General features: G+C 51.3%; 17 protein-coding genes and 1 pseudogene. 11 read left to right on the top strand and 7 right to left on the bottom strand.

What is annotated here, in order from left to right; all coding sequences use genetic code 11:
* Window positions 1-165: 165 nt before the first annotated feature.
* From pntA to DK872_RS00190, 3 genes are all read left to right on the top strand, one after another.
* Window positions 166-1,695: a Re/Si-specific NAD(P)(+) transhydrogenase subunit alpha gene (gene pntA / locus DK872_RS00200; RefSeq protein ID WP_161517847.1), complete on the top strand. Its 1,530-nt coding sequence runs from the start codon at window positions 166-168 to the stop codon at window positions 1,693-1,695.
* A gap of 10 nt (window positions 1,696-1,705) precedes the next feature.
* Window positions 1,706-3,094, top strand: a complete 1,389-nt coding sequence (gene pntB, locus DK872_RS00195; RefSeq protein ID WP_007374816.1) for a Re/Si-specific NAD(P)(+) transhydrogenase subunit beta — start codon at window positions 1,706-1,708, stop codon at window positions 3,092-3,094.
* 107 nt (window positions 3,095-3,201) lie between these two features.
* The gene (locus DK872_RS00190; protein ID WP_071920710.1) at window positions 3,202-4,311 is read left to right on the top strand and encodes a mechanosensitive ion channel family protein; all 1,110 of its coding nucleotides are present in this window, start codon (window positions 3,202-3,204) and stop codon (window positions 4,309-4,311) included.
* 78 nt (window positions 4,312-4,389) lie between these two features.
* Here the strand turns inward: DK872_RS00190 and uspE are convergent, their stop codons facing one another.
* The 3 genes from uspE to ogt all read right to left on the bottom strand — a co-directional run bounded on the left by uspE (window position 4,390) and on the right by ogt (window position 6,960).
* The gene (uspE, locus tag DK872_RS00185) at window positions 4,390-5,337 is read right to left on the bottom strand and encodes a universal stress protein UspE (RefSeq protein ID WP_007374818.1); all 948 of its coding nucleotides are present in this window, start codon (window positions 5,335-5,337) and stop codon (window positions 4,390-4,392) included.
* A gap of 146 nt (window positions 5,338-5,483) precedes the next feature.
* Window positions 5,484-6,236, bottom strand: a complete 753-nt coding sequence (gene fnr, locus DK872_RS00180) for a fumarate/nitrate reduction transcriptional regulator Fnr (protein WP_007374819.1) — start codon at window positions 6,234-6,236, stop codon at window positions 5,484-5,486.
* 208 nt (window positions 6,237-6,444) lie between these two features.
* Window positions 6,445-6,960, bottom strand: a complete 516-nt coding sequence (gene ogt, locus DK872_RS00175; RefSeq protein ID WP_007374820.1) for a methylated-DNA--[protein]-cysteine S-methyltransferase — start codon at window positions 6,958-6,960, stop codon at window positions 6,445-6,447.
* A 527-nt stretch (window positions 6,961-7,487) separates the two neighbouring features.
* On the opposite strand from ogt, the gene smrA reads away from it, so the two are divergent.
* Complete coding sequence (gene smrA, locus DK872_RS00170; protein ID WP_007374821.1) at window positions 7,488-8,051, top strand: DNA endonuclease SmrA; 564 nt, start codon at window positions 7,488-7,490, stop codon at window positions 8,049-8,051.
* Window positions 8,052-8,111: 60 nt separating this feature from the next.
* Here the strand turns inward: smrA and DK872_RS00165 are convergent, their stop codons facing one another.
* Together DK872_RS00165 and DK872_RS00160 are read right to left on the bottom strand one after the other, a co-directional pair.
* Window positions 8,112-8,657, bottom strand: coding sequence for a hypothetical protein (locus DK872_RS00165; protein WP_161517846.1), 546 nt, complete (start codon window positions 8,655-8,657; stop codon window positions 8,112-8,114).
* Window positions 8,658-8,821: 164 nt separating this feature from the next.
* Window positions 8,822-9,149, bottom strand: a pseudogene (locus tag DK872_RS00160) (DUF4113 domain-containing protein); the annotation flags it as partial.
* A gap of 166 nt (window positions 9,150-9,315) precedes the next feature.
* Here DK872_RS00160 and DK872_RS00155 point away from each other — a divergent pair.
* Genes DK872_RS00155 through DK872_RS00140 form a run of 4 tightly spaced genes read left to right on the top strand, consistent with a single transcriptional unit; the run spans window position 9,316 to window position 13,568 of the window.
* Entirely contained in the window at window positions 9,316-9,951 is a 636-nt protein-coding gene (locus DK872_RS00155; protein ID WP_202625899.1) for a molecular chaperone, read from the top strand.
* On the top strand, window positions 9,944-12,241 hold the full coding sequence (locus DK872_RS00150) for a molybdopterin-dependent oxidoreductase (RefSeq protein ID WP_161517845.1): 2,298 nt from the start codon (window positions 9,944-9,946) through the stop codon (window positions 12,239-12,241). Before DK872_RS00155 ends, DK872_RS00150 begins: the two co-directional genes overlap by 8 nt.
* On the top strand, window positions 12,238-12,792 hold the full coding sequence (locus DK872_RS00145) for a 4Fe-4S dicluster domain-containing protein (RefSeq protein ID WP_035890156.1): 555 nt from the start codon (window positions 12,238-12,240) through the stop codon (window positions 12,790-12,792). The genes DK872_RS00150 and DK872_RS00145 overlap by 4 nt, the downstream gene beginning before the upstream one ends.
* A 2-nt stretch (window positions 12,793-12,794) precedes the next feature.
* Complete coding sequence (locus DK872_RS00140) at window positions 12,795-13,568, top strand: DmsC/YnfH family molybdoenzyme membrane anchor subunit (protein ID WP_079518000.1); 774 nt, start codon at window positions 12,795-12,797, stop codon at window positions 13,566-13,568.
* A 442-nt stretch (window positions 13,569-14,010) separates the two neighbouring features.
* On the opposite strand, the gene DK872_RS00135 is transcribed toward DK872_RS00140, so the two are convergent.
* The gene (locus DK872_RS00135; protein ID WP_035890158.1) at window positions 14,011-14,238 is read right to left on the bottom strand and encodes a hypothetical protein; all 228 of its coding nucleotides are present in this window, start codon (window positions 14,236-14,238) and stop codon (window positions 14,011-14,013) included.
* 395 nt (window positions 14,239-14,633) lie between these two features.
* Window positions 14,634-14,852 (bottom strand): cold shock domain-containing protein, encoded by a 219-nt coding sequence (locus tag DK872_RS00130; RefSeq protein ID WP_007374827.1) that lies wholly within the window; start codon window positions 14,850-14,852, stop codon window positions 14,634-14,636.
* 280 nt (window positions 14,853-15,132) lie between these two features.
* Between DK872_RS00130 and cspF the strand changes: the two genes are divergently transcribed.
* From cspF to DK872_RS00120, 3 genes are all read left to right on the top strand, one after another.
* Complete coding sequence (gene cspF / locus DK872_RS00125) at window positions 15,133-15,345, top strand: cold shock-like protein CspF (protein WP_071532062.1); 213 nt, start codon at window positions 15,133-15,135, stop codon at window positions 15,343-15,345.
* Between the two features lie 75 nt (window positions 15,346-15,420).
* A complete protein-coding gene (locus tag DK872_RS27435) occupies window positions 15,421-15,591 on the top strand; it encodes a YnfU family zinc-binding protein (RefSeq protein WP_370520818.1) in 171 nt (56 codons plus the stop codon).
* Between the two features lie 156 nt (window positions 15,592-15,747).
* A complete protein-coding gene (locus DK872_RS00120) occupies window positions 15,748-24,336 on the top strand; it encodes a GH36-type glycosyl hydrolase domain-containing protein (protein WP_161517844.1) in 8,589 nt (2,862 codons plus the stop codon).
* The last annotated feature ends 11 nt before the right edge of the window (window positions 24,337-24,347 follow it).

Below are 24,347 nucleotides of genomic sequence, written 5' to 3'. Positions count from 1 at the left end.
AAAAGCACAATTTCTCTTTTTCGGCTGTGGATCACAGGCGTTATTTTCAGTAGGTTATAGAAAGTTTGTTACTGTTTTATTTTCCGGGGCTTTTGTGAAAACAGAGGTAAAACGCCTCCGGGACGACTGACAAACCATCATCTAAATCCGATGGAAGGGAAAACTATGCGTATTGGTGTACCTAAAGAACGGTTGGCCAATGAAACCCGCGTTGCGGCGACACCGAAAACGGTCGAGCAATTGCTTAAATTGGGTTTCAGCGTTGCGGTTGAAAGCGGCGCGGGCAAGCTGGCAAGTTTTGATGACGATGCGTTTACTCTGGCAGGGGCAACGATAGTCGATAGCAGCAACGTCTGGCATTCCGACGTGATCCTGAAAGTGAACGCGCCGGACGATGAAGAGATCGCTCTGCTCAATCCTGGCACGACGCTGGTCAGCTTTATCTGGCCTGCGCAGAACCCTGCGCTGATGGAGAAGCTGGCGGCGCGCAACGTGACCGTGATGGCGATGGATTCCGTACCGCGTATTTCGCGCGCGCAGTCGCTGGATGCGCTCAGCTCAATGGCGAATATCGCGGGTTACCGTGCCATTGTTGAAGCCGCGCATGAGTTTGGCCGCTTCTTTACCGGGCAGATCACTGCGGCAGGGAAAGTTCCGCCAGCAAAAGTGATGGTTATCGGCGCGGGTGTGGCCGGTCTGGCCGCCATCGGCGCCGCAAATAGCCTTGGCGCGATTGTCCGTGCGTTCGACACCCGTCCGGAAGTGAAGGAGCAGGTGCAAAGTATGGGCGCCGAATTCCTCGAACTCGATTTCGAAGAGGATGCCGGCAGCGGCGACGGCTATGCAAAAGTGATGTCCGAAGCCTTTATCAAGGCGGAGATGGAACTGTTTGCCGCGCAGGCGAAAGATGTCGATATCATCGTCACCACTGCGCTTATCCCTGGTAAACCAGCACCGAAGCTGATTACCCGTGAAATGGTCGATTCCATGAAGCCGGGCAGCGTGATCGTCGATCTGGCGGCGCAAAACGGCGGTAACTGCGAATACACCGTGCCGAATGAAATCAGCACTACGGCCAACGGCGTAAAAGTGATTGGTTATACCGATTTGCCAGGCCGCTTGCCGACGCAGTCTTCCCAGCTTTACGGCACCAACCTGGTTAACCTGCTGAAACTGCTGTGCGTGGAAAAAGACGGCAACGTAGTGGTTAACTTTGATGATGTCGTGGTGCGCGGTGTGACCGTGGTTCGCGACGGCGAAATCACCTGGCCGGCCCCGCCGATTCAGGTTTCGGCGCAGCCGCAGGCAGCCCCAAAAGCGACAGCTGCGCCGAAAGAAGAGGCCAAACCGGCCTCGCCGTGGCGTAAATATGCGCTGATGGCGCTGGCGATCATTCTGTTTGGCTGGCTGGCGGATGTCGCGCCGAAAGAGTTCCTTGGCCACTTTACCGTCTTCGCGCTTTCTTGCGTGGTGGGTTATTACGTGGTGTGGAACGTGTCGCACGCGCTGCATACGCCGCTAATGTCGGTAACCAACGCGATTTCCGGCATTATTGTCGTCGGCGCGCTGTTGCAGATCGGCCATGGCGGCTGGGTCAGCTTCTTAAGCTTTATTGCGGTACTGATTGCCAGCATTAATATTTTTGGTGGTTTCACCGTCACTCAGCGCATGCTGAAAATGTTCCGGAAGAACTAAGGGGTAACATATGTCTGGAGGATTAGTTACTGCTGCATACATTGTTGCCGCGATCCTGTTTATTTTCAGCCTGGCGGGGCTTTCTAAGCACGAAACCTCCCAGCAGGGCAATAACTTCGGTATCGCCGGGATGGCGATTGCGCTGATCGCCACCATCTTTGGCCCGGATACCGGCAACGTTGCCTGGATTCTGGTGGCCATGATCATCGGCGGCGCGATCGGTATTCGCCTGGCGAAGAAAGTAGAAATGACTGAGATGCCGGAACTGGTCGCGGTGCTGCACAGCTTCGTTGGTCTGGCGGCGGTGCTGGTCGGCTTTAACAGCTACCTGTATCACGATGCGGGCCTGGAACCGGTGCTGGTAAATATTCACCTGACCGAAGTGTTCCTCGGTATCTTTATTGGTGCGGTGACCTTTACCGGTTCCATCGTGGCGTTCGGCAAGCTGCGCGGCAAGATCTCTTCTAAACCGCTGATGCTGCCGCATCGTCACAAAATGAACCTTGCTGCGCTGGTTGTCTCTTTTGTTCTGCTGCTGGTGTTTGTCCGTACCGACAGCGTCGGCCTGCAAGTTCTGGCACTGCTGCTGATGACTATCATCGCGCTGGTGTTCGGCTGGCATCTGGTGGCGTCCATCGGCGGCGCGGATATGCCGGTGGTGGTTTCCATGCTGAACTCCTACTCCGGTTGGGCTGCAGCGGCGGCGGGCTTTATGCTCAGCAACGACCTGCTGATCGTGACCGGTGCGCTGGTCGGTTCGTCGGGTGCGATCCTCTCTTACATTATGTGTAAGGCGATGAACCGCTCCTTTATCAGCGTGATTGCCGGTGGTTTTGGTACCGACGGTTCTTCATCCGGCGGCGATGAAGAAGTGGGCGAGCACCGCGAAATTAACGCGGAAGAGACTGCCGAGCTGCTGAAAAATTCGCACTCGGTAATCATCACCCCGGGCTATGGTATGGCGGTGGCGCAGGCGCAGTATCCGGTGGCGGAAATCACCGAAAAACTACGCGCGCGCGGCGTGAAAGTGCGCTTTGGTATTCACCCGGTCGCCGGTCGCCTGCCGGGCCATATGAACGTGCTGCTGGCGGAAGCGAAAGTGCCGTACGACATCGTGCTGGAAATGGATGAGATCAACGATGATTTCGCCGATACCGATACGGTGCTGGTGATCGGCGCGAACGATACCGTTAACCCGGCGGCTCAGGACGATCCGAAGAGCCCCATCGCCGGGATGCCGGTGCTGGAAGTGTGGAAAGCGCAGAACGTGATTGTCTTCAAACGTTCGATGAACACCGGCTATGCTGGCGTACAGAACCCGCTGTTCTTCAAAGAGAATACGCAGATGCTGTTTGGCGATGCCAAAGCCAGCGTCGATGCTATCCTCAAAGCGCTGTAAGTTATACCGCTTATACATACCGCTCTTTGGAGCGGTATTTTTTTGCCCGTAACCAGCATGAGCAGAGCGACTATACTTCTTTCTTCATGTTTTTATGTGGAGGAAGGATGACGTTTTTGCCTCATTTTGACTTTATATCCTTATTGATGTCGCCCGCATTCTGGGCAGGTCTGGCGACAGTGGTAGTGGTCACGCTGGTGGTCTACTGGCTGTTTACGCGCTTACTGAAGATGGTGATGAAAGGGGCGCATAACTGGAGCGAGAAACAGCGTGGCGTTGGCAAAATGCAGCATGTGCTGGTCGATATGCTCAGCCGTACCAGTCAATTCCTGCTCTTTATTGCTGCATTACTTTTCAGTCTGCGTTTCATCGATCTTCCCGACCGCCTGTTTAATACCCTCGGACACGCCTGGTTTTTAGTGCTGGCGATTCAGATTGCCATCTGGCTTGATCAGGGCGTGGTGTCGTGGATGCGTCATTTGATGTATACGCCTGGTGCAAGCCGAAATCCGGTGACTATGGTGATTGCCGGTCTGTTGCTGCGCATGATGCTATGGACCATCATGCTGTTGTCGATTCTGGCAAACGCGGGCGTCAATATCACCGCGCTGGTTGCCAGCCTTGGTGTGGGCGGTATTGCGATTGCACTGGCTGTGCAGACCATCCTCAGCGATGTCTTTGCCTCGCTCTCCATTGGCTTCGATAAGCCCTTCGAAATTGGCGATTTCGTGGTGTTTAACGATGTTGCCGGCACCATTGAGCATATTGGTCTTAAAACCACGCGTATCCGCAGCCTGAGCGGCGAGCAAATCGTCTGCGGCAATGCGATTTTGCTGCAACAAACGCTGCATAACTATAAGCGCATGCAGACGCGGCGTATCGTTTTCACCTTCGGTCTGGCCGTCAGTACGCCGCCAGACAAATTGCGGAAAGTGAGTGAAATGGTGCGGGCCATCATTACCGACGTGGGTGAAACGAAGTTTGACCGCGCACATTTTCAGGGATTCGCTGCCGACAGGCTGAATGTTGAAGTCGTGCATATCGTCAACACGGCGGATTACAACAAGTACATGGATATTCAGCAGGAAATTAATATCCGTATTATGGAAAAGCTGGCAGAAGAGGGGATCGCGCTGGCGCTGCCGTGCGTGGTAGTAAAAGGTGGGCTGGCGGTAGAAAACCCGGCGGCTGAGCAGCGCGGTGAACCGGCAGTATAAAAAATCCGCTTTGCTGAAGTGAACCCCGAAAGCTGGATACTCCAACAAATGGGGTTCACTTCATGGCGGGGTTTTTATTTAATCGTCTTCGTCGTCCAGTTCGATCGGGCTTTGATAATCATCCGGTTTGATGACCAACAGGTCGCAGCGCAGATGATCGATTACCTGTTCGGCCGTATTACCGAGGAATGCCGCAGAAATCCCGGTTCGCCCGATGGTACCCAGCACTACAATCCCGGCCTGTAAGTGCTCGGCCAGATCCGGGATCACCTCTTCCGGTAACCCTTTCTCTACATGTGTCAATTTTTCATCAATACCGAATTTCTGCCGCAGCGCTTTCATTGCCAGCAGATGCTGACCACGAATAGCGTCGTTGTACACGCTGGGATCGAATTCCGGCAGTTCGATGGCGATATTGATTGGCGTAACAGGATAAGCGCCGACAAGATGCACTTCGGTATGGTTGACCTGTTCGGCCAAATGCAACGTCTCTTTGACCAGTTTTTCGTTCAGCGAATTGTGGTACAGCTCTTCACTGGCGAGATTGACCGCCACCACGGCGCGGCCACCTTCCGGCCAGGGCTGATCTTTGACCATCCATACCGGGCAAGGGCATTTGCGCAACAAATGCCAGTCCGTTGGGGTGAAAATGACTGATTCCAGCCGATCGTGCTGGTGGGTCATTTTCAGCAATAAATCATGACCGCCGGAAATCACTTCCTGGATGATGGCCTCGAAGGGACGATTATGCCAGACCACTTTGATCTCAATCGGCACGCCCGCATCGATGTAAAATTTCGCCTGCTCGCGGATCCACGCGGTACGCTGGCTGATAACGCCTTGCCGCATAGCGGTGCGTTCATCGGGGGACAGAAGGGTGGTCATTTCGTAAGAGAAATCATAGATTGGCAAAAAGGCTTTAATGCGGCCACCAATCCGTTGATGCAAATACACAGCACGTCGTAATGCTGGTTGATCGTCCTGGTTAGGATCGATGGCGACCAACATGTTTTGATACTTAGCCATACAGGGTCTCCTTACATCTGTCACCACAGTCTGTAAATAAAAGATAACCTATAAGCACTGAATGAAACAGGGAAAACCTTTTGCCAGATCAATAAATCACGAAAATTACACAGTCCGGCAAAAGGTCTGAAGGCAGGAGAAAAAACTCAGGCGACGTTGCGCGTATGGCCAGCCAGCTGCGCCAGCATATCGCTGTTTTCAATGGTGATATATTTACCTTTCACCGCCAGCATTCCGCTCTTCTGGAAACGACCGAGCAGGCGGCTAATGGTTTCTACCGTCAGCCCCAGATAGTTACCAATATCGCCACGGGTCATGGTCAGACGGAATTCGCGCGGTGAGAAGCCACGCTGGGCAAAACGACGTGAGAGATTGTAGATAAACGCCGCCAGACGCTCTTCGGCATTTTTCTTCGACAGCAGCAGGATCATATCCTGATCGCCTTTGATCTCGCCGCTCATCAGACGCATCATCTGCTGACGCAGGTTCGGCATTTTGCCGGAGAGATCGTCCAGCGTCTCAAACGGGATTTCGCAGACCATCGAGGTTTCCAGCGCCTGTGCGAAGCTGGGATGATGAGCGGTACCAATCGCGTCGAAGCCGACCAGATCGCCCGCCAGATGAAACCCGGTGATCTGCTCGTCGCCCTGTTCGGTAATGGTGTAGCTCTTAATCGTACCGGAACGAATAGCGTACAGCGATTTCAGTTCATCCCCTGCTTTAAACAGCGTCTGACCTTTCTGGATGGGCTTTTTACGCTCAATAATGTTGTCGAGCTGATCCAGCTCGTGCTCATTGAGAGTAAAAGGGATACAAAGCTGGCTAATGCTGCAATCCTGGCAATGGATTGCACATCCGCCTGACTGAATGCGTCGTATAATTCGCTTTTCCGGGATCATAGGTCTGCTCAAGCCGTAATTGATATTTGTCAATTTTAACATCTTTTTCTTGAGCACGTAAGTCTGGTAAAACGTCAATTCACGATTATTAAAACAGGCGGGCGAGCCTCAACGAAATGAATCTACATCATCTCGTTGAAATTCCTTCACTTCGTTAAGGTTTTTATCGCAATACGTCCTGATAAAAAGCCTTTTTATGCGCTTTTTCTCACAATAGCAGGTAGCCTTCATGGCGTAACAGCCACTCTTTGCGCTGTACGCCGCCCGCATAGCCGGTCAGGGTGCCATTGCTGCCGATGACGCGGTGACAGGGTACGACAATACTGACCGGGTTTGAACCATTGGCGGCTCCCACAGCCCGCGCCGCCGTTGCGCGTCCCAGCGTTTTTGCCAATTGGCCATAATGCACCACCTGGCCACACGGGATCGTGCGCAGCGCTTGCCATACTTCACGCTGAAAAGGGGTGCCAGCGGTCGCTGTGGGGAGGGTGTCGATAACAGCCAGATCGCCATCAAAGTAGTCCTGCAGTTTCTGGCTCAATCCGCCAGGATCTGTTGCGGCGATGCGTTGATAGCCTTCACTGCGATAATGAATATCCAGTAGCTTATTCATACGATCGCTGTGCTCTTCCCACTCCACGGCGCGCAGATGAAAACTTTCGTCGCACACTATCCATAGCGGGCCAAGCGGGGTGGATATTTTGTCCTCAAGTAACGTTAACATCTGGCGTCCTTAACCGCGGCAAAGTTCGCCAATCCTAGCAGACGACTTGCTGTGCCACCATACCCCAAAAGTACGTTTATTCCACTATGTCAAGGCGAGGAACAGAATAATAAACAGACAATGTGTCGTTATCTAATAGATCATATATTATCTATTCCCGCTGATAAAAAAATAGAGCCTGCCGACATCCGTCAGGCTCTACAGTACACACAATGACGCTTCCTTTCGTTATTTCCTGCAGTGTCCTCCGTGTGCGGTAAATATAGTTATAGCGATGCGCGTAAATATTTCCAGTAAGAAATGGTGATTGATTTCACGATAATTTAACTAAAATTCAGGTCGCCAGTGCGATAATAATTTTAGTTAAGTTAAATTTGTACTCACAAATTTATTATGGTTTTTGGCTGCAATTAAACAGGCGAGAACATTAACTGTTTGTCCGACTTAAGGTAAATCCTCGAGAGCCATTGTAGGGGCGGGGTACGCCCGTTATAGTACATGAGCAGAAGTTGATGGAGGAGTGCCTGATGAACCCTGACGACAAATCGCTTTTTCTTGACGCCATGGAGGACGTTCAGCCCCTGAAGCGCTGTGCAGATGTACACTGGCAGCGAACACCTAATCCTCGCGCGCAGCAGCGTATCGATACCCTGCAGCTCGATAATTTTCTCACCACCGGTTTTCTTGACATTATCCCTCTTGGTACGCCACTGGAGTTTAAACGCGAAGGGTTGCAGAACGGCGTGCTGGATAAGCTGCGGCAGGGGAAATACAGCCAGCAGGCAAGCCTTAATCTGCTACGCCAGCCGGTTGAGCAATGCCGCCAGATGCTGTTCCGCTTTATGCACCAGGCGCGGCTTGATGGTCTGCGTAATGTGCTCATCATTCACGGCAAAGGGCGGGAAGATGGCTCGCATCCGAATATTGTGCGCAGTTATCTGGCGCGCTGGCTGACCGAGTTTGATGATGTTCAGGCCTTTTGTGCGGCGCTGCCGCATCATGGTGGCAACGGTGCTTGCTACGTGGCGTTGCGTAAGTCGGAGCAGGCAAAGCAGGAAAACTGGGAGCGCCACGCCAAACGCAGCCGCTGATGGTCTGGCGTGATTTTCGTGTTGCCTTTCATTGGCGGGTTTCTGCATGGAACCCGCTGTTTAATATAAGTGACTAATATCCGTCATTTTTGCCTGCGCTGGCGAATACTCCGACGGCCTGAGTTTTATCCGCTGTCTGGCGATATTTTCGGCCTGCTGATGACCGCCCATAAAATCTCTGGCGTTTCGGCCTTCAGTGATCCCGTAACGTCGTTTGTAGTAAAAGTTAAACGTTTGGGGAATCACACCGGAATAATACTGGGCTGAATATTCAGCGGTGCCGCCCCGGGCTTTTATAAAATTAACAATGGTATTGCCAATATCGCTACTGGGTGAAGAACAGCGCAGGTAGCTCTGCTTTCCGTCGCCACCAAAAACCATACAGTGCAGGCTTTTCATACTGATCCCTTTCCGCTCCAGCGCGCATTGAATATCTTCCAGGTTCTGTTGTAGCGCCAGAGCCGTATCAAAATGCGCGCATAGCAAATAATCGTGCTGATCGGATAATGCATACAACCCCAAACAACTTTGTACCGCTGGCATAGAAAGGTCTAAACCTTCGCGTTTAAAAATACCATATTGTCCTTGAAATACGACAACTCTCATCTCAGTAGCTCCATTACGTAGTGAATGTTATTTTCAGATCGGGAAACCTGTTTAATAATACAAAGAGAATGATTTTTGTCTCTTAATAAGAATAATATTTATCTCTTTTTGATCTTAAATAAATAGATTGAAAGAACGCCTGTATAAATATATCGACAGCGTTTTTATTTGACGATCGGTAAATCAACGTAGCGTGTTGTATAACCCGGCGATAGCATCTCTCGCTTCATGGCCCAGCTTTTTTGAATGCCCTGACCGGCAAACCAGACGGTGCCTCGTGGGAATAGTCAGCCGGCCGCTGGCCTGCGGGTTATAGAAGGTTTTATTTTCGTCATGTGGGCTGGTGCGTATAAAAACGCTTATTACGCAGCAACGTTTTCTTCCAGCCTGGAGTTTCTCCGCCGCACGCTCCGCATAGGCGCACCCTGCCTGATACATATCGCTATATTGAGTGATGCGGTGACCAAATGAGCGGCTACAGATGATCTGCTGAACTCATCGCGACCTGCTCCACGCTTTAATCGTGAGCGTCAGCACACTGTGTGACGATTTATCCTCCCGGCCTCAAAAAAACAATAAAAACGTATCCATGATCAAAAAACATCCTCTGCCGGTAGTTTTACAGTGAGATTATTCTTAAGCATATAGGATATTTCATATGTTTTTTTCTTCAGACAGGGAAGAGCAGGGTGAAACACTTCCTCCCTCTTTATTGGCCTTAACCGTGTCCTTCTCTCGTGAAGAATGGATAGCAACAGGGATCTGTCTCCGCGACTTTTTTGCTTTCCCGCAATCAGGCTCACTGGCTGAAATCAGTAACAGACTCCAGGATTTATGCCTGCGCCAGCCGGGGTTACCCGCGATCCCTTCCTCCGGGGACTGGCTTGAAGTCGAATACGATTTTAACCGTCTATTTGTAGGTCCCATGGCTTTGCTGGCTCCGCCTTATGCTTCCGTATATCTGCATACAGAGCCGCAAGTGATGGGAAAAAGTACGCTCGAAATACGCAAGTGTTATCACGAACTGGGTTTCGAAGTTTCACTGGAAAATCAATTTCCTGATGATTCAATTAGTTATGAAATTGAGGCCTGTTTGCTACTGGTATCGTTACCTGAACTGACGCCAGAACAGAGAGAAGTACTAAACTGGCTGACGCATCAGCACCTGAGTAAATGGTTGCCGGACTTTATTACCCGTATCAAAGCCCATGTATCAACGCCGCTGATTGACTCAGTTGCTGACGTACTTTCGCTTTGGTTTTTCGATTTACAGCGGAGAATTCTCCATGACTGACACACCTGATTCCCCCGCCAGGCGGCGCTTTATCAAAAATCTTGCCATCGCAGGCGTTGCTACCAGCCTGCCAGGCGGGCTGTTGACCCCTCGCCGGGCTGCAGCACAGCCCCCGATACCTTACAATCCTGATAACTACACCCTTTATCGAAATTCCTGTCCCCGCAATTGCTATGACACCTGCAGCCTGAGAACTCACGTTAAGGACGGTGTCATCCACTATATTGACGGAGCAAAAGAGTCGACTTTCACGCATGGTCAACCCTGTATAAAAGGTTTGACCTATCCCCGCCGGGTCTACAGTCCTGACCGGATTAAATACCCGATGATTCAGGATGGCCGGGGTTCCGGTAAATGGCGTCGCATCTCCTGGGAAGACGCAATGGAACGCATTGCCAGCAAAATTCTGGAGATTAAAAAGAAAGATGGCTCGCTTCTGGGACTGGGCCTCACGAAATATTCAGGTAATTTGGGCATTCTTAATTACGGTGTTGAAGGCATGATGTCCTCGCTGGGTTACACCACCCGTTTTGTCGGCACTCCCTGCTGGCCTGCAGGAATTGATGCCCAGAGCTATGACATGGGGGATATGTGGTGTAACGATCCCGAAGATATGGTCAAGTCCCGGTACATCATTATCTGGGGCGCTAACCCTGCCTGGTGTTCCATGCACAGCATGAAATACATCTATCAGGCGCGCGAGCGTGGCGCCAGAGTGGTTGTCATTGATCCCCTCCTGACGCAGACAGCAGCCAAAGCCGATTTGTACTTACGGATAAAACCAGCCTCCGATGGCGCGCTGGCGCTGGGTATGGCTCGCCACTTATTAGACAACGGTCTGGTGGATAAAGACTTTACTACCCAGTATGCCGTCGGTTTTTCTGATTTTGCACAGTATTTAGAGGAAAACATCACCCTGGAGTGGGCAGCGGAGCAGTGCGGCCTTCCTGCCGACACCATTCGTCAGCTTGCAGAAGATTTTGCTGCAGTAAAACCAGCGACTATCTGGATCGGTTACGGTATGCAACGCCATATCAATGGTGGCGCAAATGTGCGTGCCATTGATGCGCTGGTCGCCATGACGGGGAATATCGGTCTGGAAGGGGGAGGCGCACGTTATGGTCACCTTTATACCTGGGGATTCAATTATCACGCCATGCTGCAAAAACAACCTGAGGGATCGGTTGGGTTTACCGGACAAAAAGGACCAAAAGGGGAGTTTGATTTTGCGGCAAAAACGGAAGCCAGTTATACCGACCGCAGTGTGAATATAAACAAAACCGCGCAGGCCATACTGGACACGAATGATCCGCCCATTCGTATGTTGTGGGTGGCGTGTAAGAACCCGCTATCACAGGATTTTGATCATAATAAAATGCTCAAGGCTTTCAAAAAGCTGGAGATGGTGGTGTGCGTGGACCATTTTTTCAATAAAACCGTGGAGCAGGCCGATATTGTTTTACCTGCCACAACCCAAATGGAGGAGTGGAATGTCTCGGTATCGTACTGGCATTACTGGTTAACCATTAACCAGCCGGCGATTAAACCAATGTATGAGTCGAAATCGGATATTGAGATAGCGGCGGCACTCTCCCGAACCATGAATCGCTTGTCTCCTGGCTCCTGTACATTCCCGCAGGAGATTGACGGTAAAGAATGGGTGGCGAAAGAATTTAACGAAGGGATCTACAAACTGTTTGGCATCTCATCCTGGGAAGAGCTGCTCAATGGCCCTGTCAAAGCTAAACTGCCACATCCTGCGGCCTGGCACGACTTCAAGTTCAAAACACCATCCGGTAAATACGAATTTGCTTCGACGCTGAGTCAGGAGAACGGCCACTCACGCTTACCTGAATATAAACCGGGCAGGGCGAAGACCCATCCATTCCAGCTTTTTACTCCGCATGCATTATTTGGCATCCATTCACAGTTCATTAATCTGGACTGGATGAAGGTGTTTTACCCGGAACCATTTGTTTACCTCCATCCCGCAGCGGCACAACGCAAGGGTATCAAGGAACTGGACTGGGTTCGTGTCTTTAATGGCATTGGTGATGTGACTGTCAGGGCCAGACTCACTACGAACGTACCGAAAGATATGCTGGTGATGTATGAGGCCTGGTTCCCGAAAAAGAGTTTTAACGTTCAGAATGTGGTCGATGATACCTCATCAGACATGGGGCAAATGAAAACCGGTTCACCGGGTTCCGCCATCCATTGTCAGTTTGCTGATATAGAGTTAACAAAAATGCCAGCACAGGATAAATCGATACAAGGAGCAAAAGCATGAGACGTGCATTCCTGGTCGATAGTGAAAAATGTATCGGGTGCCGTGGCTGTGCCATGGCCTGTAAAAGTTTTAATCAACTGGAGCCTGATCTTTTCTGGCGCTATGTCTACCCGCTGGGGAATTCCATCTATCCGCACGAAGAAAGGGCTTTCTACTCACTGGCATGTAACCACTGCGAGCATCCCGCCTGTCTGGATGCATGCCCGGTTGAGGCCTATACCCTGCGCGAAGATGGTATCGTCGTACATGACCCTGCTCGCTGTATAGGCTGTAAAAACTGCCTGCGCAGTTGTCCTTATGGTGCCCCCAGATTTAACGAAGTCACTCATAAGGCTGAAAAATGCAGTATGTGTTATGAACGGTTAGATGCAGGTTTACAAACAGCCTGCATTGATGCTTGCCCTGTCGGTGCATTAACCATGATAGATCTGGATGGACAGGGTGCCCCCGGAAATGCCATACAGTATCCCCCCGGATACCCTGTTATGCCATCCCTGAACCCCGGGACCCGCTTCATTATGCCCCGCACACCGCATCAGGCTGGAGAATAATCATGGAACACTATGAGTTACCACTGGTTTTCTTTACATCGCTGAGCCAGACGTCTGTCGGAATGGCCCTGTTTCTTGCCTGGCGGCGCATTTATAACCGTGATATACCGCAGCGCAGGTCATGGTTTATCACGGGCGTGGTTCTGGGCATATCCCTGATTGGAGCAACCTTCCATCTGGCCGATCCGTTCCATGGCTATAATGCTTTTATTAACTTAAGACATTCATGGCTTAGCAGGGAAATTCTGGCAGCAAGCCTTTTTGCCGTCACGATTGCGCTGGCACTGTTCACCGATGGAAAAGTCGTGACCGTGATTGCAGCGGCAGTGATGGGGATCATTCTGATTGCAGTGCAGGGACTGACATATGCAGCACCCGCAATGATCGCCATCAATAACGGGCTGCCGATGATTCTCTACCTGTTAACGGCATGGGTAATGGGGGCGGCAATGCTCCCGTTGCTGGATAAGTCTCCGGCACTTTCTCCCTTACGCCAGGGGCTGGTGTTACTGATTCTGGCCATGGTTATCGCACCGGTTATCTGGCGCAGCGGTGGAACGATTGCACGTATGACCGCAGAACAATGGAGCTCATCTCCTTTTTTCTGGTCCGGCTTAATCTGTTTCGCGCTAACACTCGTCTTGTCCTGTCAGCGCCAGAAAGCGTCAGTTTCCATTGCAACGGTTATCATTGCACTTTCAGGTATTATCCTGAGTCGACTGACATTCTTTGGTGATACGGTGAGCACAATTATTAATATAGGTCAGCCGTACTGATCCCACATCAACCGGCTTTCTGAATTTATACCGGTCATATTTGTGAAAAAGCCCCCGCATTGCTGCAGGGGCTTATACATATGATGCCGGGTGCCTCCCGGTAAGCCTTTGGGTAACCCCCCATGGCTCGCTGCTTCAGTCGTGCATGATGAACATTCCAGCAAAAGTGTCATCAGGTTAATTAGCCCCGCCGCTTAGGAGGATTCACCATAAAAGGCAAGATAGCATGAAGGGGATTAGAGCGATATCGACAATTTGTCAGTACACAAAGAGTCATTTTCACTTCTCAGGGTAAACGCTTATAAGATTTTGAATGTGTTATAAAAAAAAGCCTGCAGTTAGCAGGCGATAAAGGGTTTTTACTCATTTTTTTAGTTGTATCTGTTGAATAGGGTAAGTGATCGTGCGCAATTAAATGTGAAGCAGAGAACTTAATGAAATGCTATAAATATTTCCTGGCAGCATCAAGTATCTCCTGAGAAGTCAATTCCCTGTCAGAAGCCACGTGAACAACACCATGATCTCCGGTCAAAGAAGGAAAACCTGCTGACATAATCCGAAGATGAGTTTCTTCACCGTTTGGATATTCCTGCTTAATAGAGGATATACCTTCAAGAACGGTCATGACCTTACAGGATTCAGCATTAAAAAACACAAGGACTTTTATCATCTGTTGGTTTTTTCCATAAGGCAATCTCTTCGATACAGGAAATAATTTTTTGTGATCAACCTGCGCGGACTATGTGATATTTACAAAAGTCTGGCAATTTTCTTCTTTTTTAAATTTTGAAGGCTAAAGAAAATTAAAACAGGGTAGAATCAAGGACGTGATGCTTTCGGAGGCTGCCTGACCTCTTACGCACTTTATTATTTAACAAGCAGTTAGCTTCTGCTTTTAGACTTTTCATGCAGCAGACCTGCACTTCATCACATCGGTCAGCACACTCATCGATGTGCAAAAATATGCTGACCTGATATTAAGAATAAACTGCCTTTCGCTAAATTAATTTATGGATCTGTCTACTCAGGAATAATCCTTCATCGTTGTCGCAGACCCACAAAGATTTATTTATCGCAAAGTATTACGTTTGCCGCAGCAGGACCTTTGTCTCCACTGTGTATTGCGAATTCAACTTTCTGCCCTTCAAATAAGGTTTTAAAGTTGTCTCCGTTAAGCGCTGAAAAATGAACAAAGATATCTTTGCTCCCATCAAGAGGAGAGATGAAGCCAAAACCTTTGTCTTCATTAAACCATTTTACAAGGCCTTTAATTCTTGAGGTCATACTGATTCCCGTCACAAATTATAGTATTGATAGTAAACGTATAGTATTAAACGTATGGACTCAAAAGAGGGGATATCAGCGATAACGCCTGGTAATGAGGACTGCCCGGAAAATGTTTAACGTTCGTTTGTACATCGAACTGATGGGATTCATTAAGGCACGGGAAGTCATAATAAGCAAATTATATTTTAGCCATCCAGAGGTCCTGCAAGGAAAATTAAAAGTGGCAATATAATTTTTTCAGGGTATAGTCTTTGCGTGTTTTCAATAAGGAATTGACTTGTCCCATAAAATGACAGGAATTGTCAAAAGTTTTGACATTCTCAGCGGTAAAGGTTTCATCACCCCTTCAGATGGCAGAAAAGACGTTCTGCTTCATATTTCAGCCGTTAATTCACGCGAATCGGAATTACCCATTCCAGGAAGCCGTATTGAATTTTGTCGGATTCACGGTCCCAGGGGGCCTGTGGCTGCGAACATCTATCTTTCCTGAATTTCAGTGCACCAAAATAAATGGATTAAAACTTAACCAAGTGTGATACGGTGAGGCTCATTCATTGAAAGGTTAATGATTATGTCCATTATCGATTACGCAATGAAACTCTTCAGCGGTGCTTCTACCGCCACTGCCGCTTGCCCTGCTTGTGGCTTGAAATCAGCTCAACCGGTGTCAAAAATCCGTCGCAATCAGGCCATGATGTGCCCAGGGTGTAAAGCCCTGTTTATCTCCCGACGCTAGTCCGACCGAAAAACCTCAGACAGAGCCCACATTTTATACCTAAGTTAAATTCCAGCAGCTGTTAAATCCCTGATGCCTTACGCCCATCCTGAGAGAACGTTTCTGAACTGATTTCGCAACTGCTCCTGCGCGCTAACGTCGCATCAGAGCAACGCTATGAAAATGAACCCCAGAGCGTGGTTTAACCACTCCCGTATTCCTACGAATGACGCAGAAAACATGACGTTTTCTGCGAACGATCCTTACGGTGAAAGCAATCCGCGGTCAGAGCTCTTTTCGACTGCCCAGATGGAACGCTACGGTCAGAAACTGGCGCGCACACATAAATTATCGCCGGATAAACTTCCTTATTACCTGCTGAAAAGGCTCGCCGACAATGAGATCGTCATCACGCAAAACTGCTATGAGCTTAACGCGGGTAAAAAGACGAGTATCATGCCCGCCGGGGAATGGTTGCTGGACAATTATTATCTGATTGAGGAGCAAATCCGCACTGTCCGTCAGCACTTGCCGAAAAGCTTTGGCAAAGGTCTCCCGTCGCTGATGTCACCACTGAATTGTCCGCGAATTTACAATATTGCATCAGAGGCCATTGCTCACGGTGATGGCCGCTGGGATACCGCCAGTCTGACCAGCTACCTCACCGCCTATCAACAGGTGGCACCGCTGACATTAGGTGAAGTCTGGGCCTTGCCGGGGATGCTGCGCCTGGCGCTGATTGAAAATCTTCGTCGTATCAGCATGGAAGTGATAAAAGCTCAGCAGGACAGAAACCTGGCCGATACGTGGATAACAAGGATTTTCGAATGTGCAGAGAACGAGCCTGGTGATTTAATCATGGTGGTGGCCGATATGGCGCGCTCTCGTCCTCCGTTAACCAGTGCGTTTGTCGCAGAGCTGGTGCGGCGCCTGCAGGGACATGGCAACGCGCTGTCGTTACCTCTTACCTGGGTTGATCAGTGCCTCCGGGAACAGGGAGTCACCACCGACATTCTCATACATAGCTTCAATCAACAGCTTGCCGCCAGCCAGCTATCCGTCAGTAACAGCATCGCGGGTCTGCGATTACTGAGCGAAACGGACTGGGCTGATTTCGCCGAAACGATCAGTGTCGTCGAACAGGCATTACGCAATGATCCTGCCGGTATCTATCCCCGGATGCACTTTAATACCCGGGATCATTACCGCCACGTTGTTGAGATCCTTGCCAGAGACAGTGGTCTCAGTGAGCCTGAGGTTGCGGGCAGGGTGCTGGCGCTTTCGGGGGAGAGTGCTCCCGACACACAGGAACATCACGTTGGCTATTATCTGGCGGGCGAAGGTCGACAGCAGCTGGAGATTCATCTGTTGGCTGACACCTCCAGGCTCATACGTTTGCGGCACAGTTTCAACAGAATAACTCTGTTGTCCTGGCTTGGAAGCCTGGCGTTGTTGACAACAGCAACGACAGCGGCAGTTTTGCACGAAACTGCTCTACAGGGCGCAGACTGGCTGTTGATCGCGGTGGCATTGCCTCTGATTATCGCTTTAACTCAGTTAATGAGTGATTTGCTCAGTGACGCAACCACCCGTTTTCGCGTTCCTCATCCATTGCCAGGGATGGATTTTTCAACCGGCATTCCTGCTGACAGCGCAACCATGATTGCTATTCCCTGCATGCTGACCAGCCACGATAGTTTCAGCAAGCTCCTCACCAGCCTTGAAGTCTGCTGGCTGGGGAATCAAAACGAAAATCTCAGGTTCGCTCTGCTCACCGATTTCGCTGATTCTGAGAATGAACCCTCGCCGGAAAATAACGCCCTGCTCAGACAGGCTATCGCCGATATGCAGGCGCTTAATCGCCGCTATCCCTCCAGCCGCCCACGTTTCTATCTGCTACACCGGGAACCTGAATGGAACCCCTCTGAAGGAACGTGGATGGGCTATGAACGCAAGCGGGGAAAACTGGCGTTGCTGAACAGCTGGTTGCGTCATCCGGGGACTCAATTCGTCAGTGTTGCGGATATACCAGCTCATCTTTTACCGGGTCACATTAAATACGTCATTACCCTGGACAGTGATACGGTGCTGCCGCGCGATACGGCACACAAGCTGGTCGCGACAATGGCGCATCCGCTGAATAAGCCAGAGTATGATCCGCTACGCCAGAGGGTCATTAAAGGATTCGGCATTCTGCAACCCGGCCTCGCGGAGGAGATACCACGCAACGGTCAGGGACGTTATGCCGCCATACGCAGTAACGTGCCCGGTAATAATCCTTATTCGATGATGTCTTCGGATATCTATCAGGATCTCTTTGGGGAAGGATCGTTCGTCGGTAAAGGGATTTATGATGTCGATATCTTTGTGCTGGCCACTGCCAACACATGCCCGGAAAATCTGGTTCTCAGCCATGATTTACTTGAAGGGTGCTATGCACGATCGGGGCTACTGAGTGAGGTCTTACTTTACGAGCAGTACCCCAATAATTACCTTTCGGACGTCGCGCGTCGTTCACGCTGGATCCGGGGCGACTGGCAACTGCTTAACTGGCTGAAGCCACGCGTCAGAAAAACTGATGGAACCCGGGATAAGAACCCGCTGTCCACACTTTCTTACTGGAAATTACTCGATAATTTGCGTCGCAGTCTGGTCGCACCTTCTTTACTGGTATTGCTGTTCTTCTCCCTGATTTGGGTACCCAATCCATTTTACTGGCTTGGCGTACTGGCACTGATATGGCTGTTACCTGCAATCCTCAGCATCGCCCACAACTTTCTGCATAAACCTCTGCGTCGTCGCCTGAAGCCGCATCTGTTACTGGTGGGGGCAGGCGCGCTGAAGCGTTTGTCAGGCATCGGCCTTAATTTTGCGGTACTGCCGCATGAAGCCGGATATTCGCTCAAGGCAATTGCCGTGACGCTATGGCGACTGGGGGTCAGCAGGCGTCACCTCAGCCAGTGGGTCAGTCACAGCCTGGACAGCAATCAGGACAAACCCTCTGTTGCGCGTTTTTATCAGGCGATGTGGCTGAATGTTGCAGGTGGCGTGACGCTTATAATACTGACCGGACAATATGCACCGCCACTGCTGGCGATTGCTTTGCCGATCGGTTTGTTATGGTGTCTGGCACCACTGCTGATGAGCTGGCTGAGTCGCCAGCCTGTGCGTAAGGTGTTTTCGCCAAATCAGGAACAAAAACAGTTGTTACGCCAGACAAGCCGTGAAATCTGGGCATTTTTTGAGACCTTTACCACAGAAAAAGAAAACTGGCTTCCACCTGATAACTACCAGGAAATACCGCAACCGACGGTGGCCCATCGTACTTCTCCTACCAATATTGGCCTTTCCCTTATGGCTAACCTGACGGCCTGGGATTTTGGCTACCTGCCCGGTGGAGAGGTGCTTCGGCGCGTGTCGCTCACCCTCGACACACTGGATAAAATGGAGCATTACCGGGGCCATCTCTATAACTGGTATGACACCCGTACGCTGGCCCCCCTCAGCCCACGCTATGTTTCAAGCGTCGACAGCGGAAACATGGCGGGGCATTTGTTGACACTGCGTGAAGGGCTGTCCGCCATGCGTCATCAGCCCGTTTTAAACATCCAACGGATACTGGCAGGAGTGAACGATACGCTGGATATTCTGGAAAAACAGTGGGGCCAGAACCCGCCTGATAGCCTGCGACTGCTGCGCAAACACTACCTGAGCGCGGTGTTGCTACCTCCGCAGGCGTTTTTCAGCGAGCTGAAAAAAATGCGCACCCAGTGCAACCATTTGACAACGCAATGTCATCAGGGGTCTCCTCTTCAGATGCGCTGGGCAGGGCACCTGGCGCATCAACTGGTACAGCTTTGCCATGAGTGGTCGCTGCTGCTTGGCTGGTTACCTGCTTCCTGGAACGAACAGCCGCTGCCGACTCTGAGCGAGCTTGCCCGTGCGACATTTACCGGTAAGGGAACACCTCCGGCGTCAGCGACGGAGCAGGCCCGGATGCGACTGAATATTATCACCGAGCTTGAACAGCGGTTGAATGAGCATGCCCGGATGGATTTCGCCTTTCTGTACAGCGAAACAACCAGTCTGCTCAGTGTCGGTTATAACTGTGACACGAATACACCTGATAAGAGCCATTATGATCTCCTGCCATCTGAAATCCGCCTGACCAGTTTTCTCGCCATTGCGACTAATCAGTTGCCTCTTAAAAGCTGGTACGCGCTGGGGCGGCTGTTTACCACGATTGATAATGAAACTGCCCTGATGTCATGGAGCGGGTCTATGTTTGAATACCTGATGCCGAATCTGGTGATGCCCACCTGGCCTGGCAGTCTGCTCGATGAGATGAGTCAGTCGGCGGTTATGCGCCAGATTCACTGGGGGAAAGAACGCGGGGTACCATGGGGCGTTTCAGAGTCTGGTTATCATGCTTTTGATGTTCAGCATAATTATCAATATCAGGCATTTGGCGTGCCGGGGCTCGGTCTGCGCAGGGGACTTGCCGATGACATGGTTGTCGCCCCGTACGCCACACTGCTGGCGCTGATAGTCTCACCACAGAGAGCCTGTGAGAATCTGTTCAGACTGCAAAAAAATGGTGCGCGTGGCGAATACGGTTTTTACGAAGCGCTGGACTATACCCCCTCACGCCTCGCAACCGGTCAGCTCTATGCGGTTGTGCAGTCATGGATGGCACATCACCAGGGCATGGCTTTTCAGGCGCTGGCCCATGTGCTGCTTGGTGCCCCCATGGCTGAGCGATTCATGTCCAGTACAGTTTTCCGGTCAGCGAGTCTGCTGTTACAGGAGCGCGTGCCGGATGCGGTCGATCTCTACAGCCCACGCCGTCATTTTGAATCTCATGAGGGCAGGGTCAAACCCGTTCGCTATGAACCCCGAATTTTCAATGGGGTGGACACACCCGCCCCGGATATTCAGTTGCTGTCCAACAGCCATTATCATCTGATGTTGACAGCGGGAGGGGGAGGTTACAGTCGCTGGAATAATATTGCTCTTACGCGCTGGCGCAGTGATACCACGCGCGATAACTGGGGAACATTCTGCTATATCCGCGATATGCAGACGGGCGACGTGTGGAGCAATACCTGGCAGCCGACAGGCAACGCCAGCGAACACGACGAGGAAGTGATCTTCACCGATGCGAGCGCTGAATTCAGACGAACCTTCGCTGGGCTCAGCGTCAAAACTCAGGTTGTGATCTCCCCTGAGGATGATATTGAGCTGCGACGGCTCACACTGATTCATCGTGGTCGCCAGCCCCGAGCCCTGGCGCTGACAACCTATGCCGAAGTGGTACTGGCGCCTGATGCCAGCGATCTGGCACACCCGGCATTCAGCAATTTGTTTATTCAGACTGAGCTGAATCCTGAGCGTGACGCTATTCTTTGCCACCGGCGCCCGCGCTCACCGGATGAACCGAGTCCTTGCCTGTTTCACATGATGGTGGTGCATGGCGATAACCGTCATAACGTCTCGTTTGAAACGGACAGGGCAAAATTTCTTGGTCGTGGCAGAACCCCTGCTGATGCCCTGGCAATAGAGGGCGGAGGGCCGCTCAGCAACACGTCGGGGCCAGTACTGGACCCTATACTGGCGATACGCAACACCATCATTCTGCAGCCGGGGCAGCCGGTCACGATTGATATCATTTATGGTATCAGCGATACCCGCCAGCAGAGTCTGGCGTTGCTGGAGAAATATCGCGATTACCCTATTGCCGATCGCGTCTTTGAACTGGCCTGGTCGCACAGTCTGGTGGTATTACGCCAGATGAACGCCAGTGAAGATGATGCCACTTTGTTTAATCGTCTCGCCAGCGCAGTGCTTTACCCTGTCCCGGAGTTGCGCGCCGAAGGTCAGGTGATCAGCCGTAACCGGCGTGGTCAGTCCGGTCTGTGGGGCTGGGCAATTTCAGGTGATCTGCCGATAGTGCTGCTTAGTATTACCAGTGAGGAAAGTATCGCCTCCGTTACCACACTGATTCAGGCACACCGGTACTGGAGACAGAAAGGACTGGATGTTGATTTGGTGATCCTGAATAACAGCCCCGGCGGCTACCAGCAGGGATTACAAAATAAGATTATGGATTTAATTTATGCCGGGTCTGAAGCCAGCCTGCTGGATAAAACGGGCGGGCTTTTCGTCCGTAACGGTGAGCACCTCTCCGCTGAGGATAAGTTGCTTTTGATGAGCGTGGCCTGTCTTTATCTTGATGACCGCGCAGGTGGAATTAATGAGCAGCTTAACCAGCGTATTCATACCCTGAAACCTCCGGTAAGAGCATTCGTTCCGCGTGCTGTGCGGGAGCGTAATCAACATACGGACTGGATCCCCGACATCAGTCAGTTAAGCCATTTCAATGGGTATGGTGGATTTTCGCAGGATGGTCGGGAGTACCAGATTGTCCTGCGGGAAAATGCGCTGACACCGGCACCCTGGTCAAATGTACTGGCAAATTCCCGTTTTGGCAGCGTGATTTCAGAGGCGGGACAGGCTTACACCTGGTATGAGAATGCGCATGAATACCGGTTAACACCATGGGAGAACGATCCGGTAAGCGATCGCAGCGGCGAGGCGTTTTATCTGCGCGATGAAGAGAGCGGTGAGTGTTGGTCACCGACGGCTTTGCCTGTTCGCGGACACGGTGATTATCTGACCCGCCATGGTTTTGGTTACAGTGTTTTTGCCCATCGTGAGAACGGTATAGACAGCGAGCTGACGGTTCTGGTTGCCGAAGAAGCGCCGGTAAAACTGGCGTTCCTGACGCTCAGTAACACTTCGGGACGAACACGAAAACTCTCTGTCACTGGCTATGTGGAGTGGACACTCGGTGGAGCCCGAACGCGCTCAGCACCTCACATTGTGACACAGGCGGCCAGTATCCCTGGCGGCTGCGGGGTGCTGGCGAACAATTTTTACGGTGATAACGGTGGCGGGCGTACTGCATTTTTTGCCGTCAGCGGTAATGATTGTTCACTGACAGGCGACCGTCGCGAGTTTATCGGCCGTAATGGTTCCCTGCACGATCCGTCTGCTATGAAACTGCGCAAACTTTCGGGTAAGACGGGGGCAGGGTTGGATCCCTGCGGGGCGGTACAATCGGCGGTCACATTAATTGATGGGGATCAGAGGACGTTTATTTTTATCCTCGGCGCAGATGAAAATCACGCACGTGCTCAGGAGACGCTTGCCCATTATATGAATGAGAATACGGTCCGCCAGGAGCTAAACCGGGTTCACAACCACTGGCACAATGTGCTCGATAAAATCGTGGTTAACACCCCCGACACTTCCGTAAATTTACTGGTTAATGGCTGGCTAATGTATCAGACAGTCGCCTGTCGCCTTATGGCCCGCAGTGGTTACTATCAGTCTGGCGGCGCATTTGGTTTTCGCGATCAGCTGCAGGATACACTGGCACTGAGTCATGCCGATCCGAACCGGATGCGTGAACAGATAATACTGTGTGCATCACGGCAATTTATCGAGGGAGATGTGCAACACTGGTGGCACCCTCCACATGGCAACGGTGTTCGTACCCGCTGTTCTGATGACTACCTGTGGCTTCCACTTGCCGTTTGCCACTATGTTGAAACGACGGGGGATAAGGATGCCCTGGAAATCCTCATCCCTTATCTGGAGGGACGTCCGCTTCAGCCTGGTGAGGAGTCTGTCTATGACACGCCGGTCATCAGCGGCACCGAAGAGACACTCTGGTTACACTGCGTCAAAGCGATTCAACATGGTCTGCGGTTCGGAGAGCATGGCCTGCCGCTGATGGGGGCAGGTGACTGGAATGACGGGATGAACCAGGTAGGTATCGAAGGCAAAGGTGAAAGCGTCTGGCTGGGCTTCTTCCTGTACGATATTTTGCAGCGGTTTGCAGCGCTGGCGGAGCGCAGGCAGGATGACACTGTCGCCTCGATGTGCCGTTCACAGGCCCTGCGCCTGCAAAACAATCTCGAAGCCCATGCCTGGGATGGCGAATGGTACCGGCGCGGGTATTTTGACGATGGTACGCCCCTGGGATCGAAAGCCTCGCAGGACTGCCGGATTGATGCGATTGCACAGAGCTGGTCTGTATTGTCCGGGGCCGCAAGCCCGGTTCGCTGCGCGCAGGCCATGCAGGCACTGGATAAGCACCTTGTGGATAATGAGGGGGGATTGATAAAGCTTTTAACACCTCCTTTCGATGGGCACGGTCCTAATCCGGGTTACATCCAGGGGTATCTGCCCGGAGTGCGGGAGAACGGGGGACAGTATACACATGGCGCTATCTGGGCAGTGATGGCATTTGCCCGAATGGGGAATGCAGAACGCGCCTGGCAACTCTGGTCAATGCTCAACCCGATAAATCATACCCTGAATGCGGACTCGGTCGGGATCTATAAAGCTGAACCTTATGTCATGAGTGCTGATGTCTACAGTGTCGCTCCCCATACCGGACGAGCAGGATGGAGCTGGTATACCGGTTCCGCAGGCTGGGCCTTGCGTTTACTTACTGATGAATTACTGGGGATAAAACGCTCCGGTGCTGCCTTTACTGTTCATGCCCGGTTGCCAGATGAGTGGCCGTCTTTTTCTATGAGATATCAATATGGCGAAAGCCATTATCAGATTAGTGTCTCACGCGGCGAAGGAGAATATCGGGTTACGCTGGATGGCGTTCTCCTCCCTGATGACAGAATCCCACTGCGGGATGATGGCCAAAACCATACGGTTGAAATCATTCAGAACGGATACTGATTTCAGACGCG

This window comes from Kosakonia sp. MH5 (assembly GCF_009935945.1).
GTDB lineage: Bacteria > Pseudomonadota > Gammaproteobacteria > Enterobacterales > Enterobacteriaceae > Kosakonia > Kosakonia radicincitans.
This window is presented reverse-complemented; position numbering and strand designations above follow the sequence as displayed.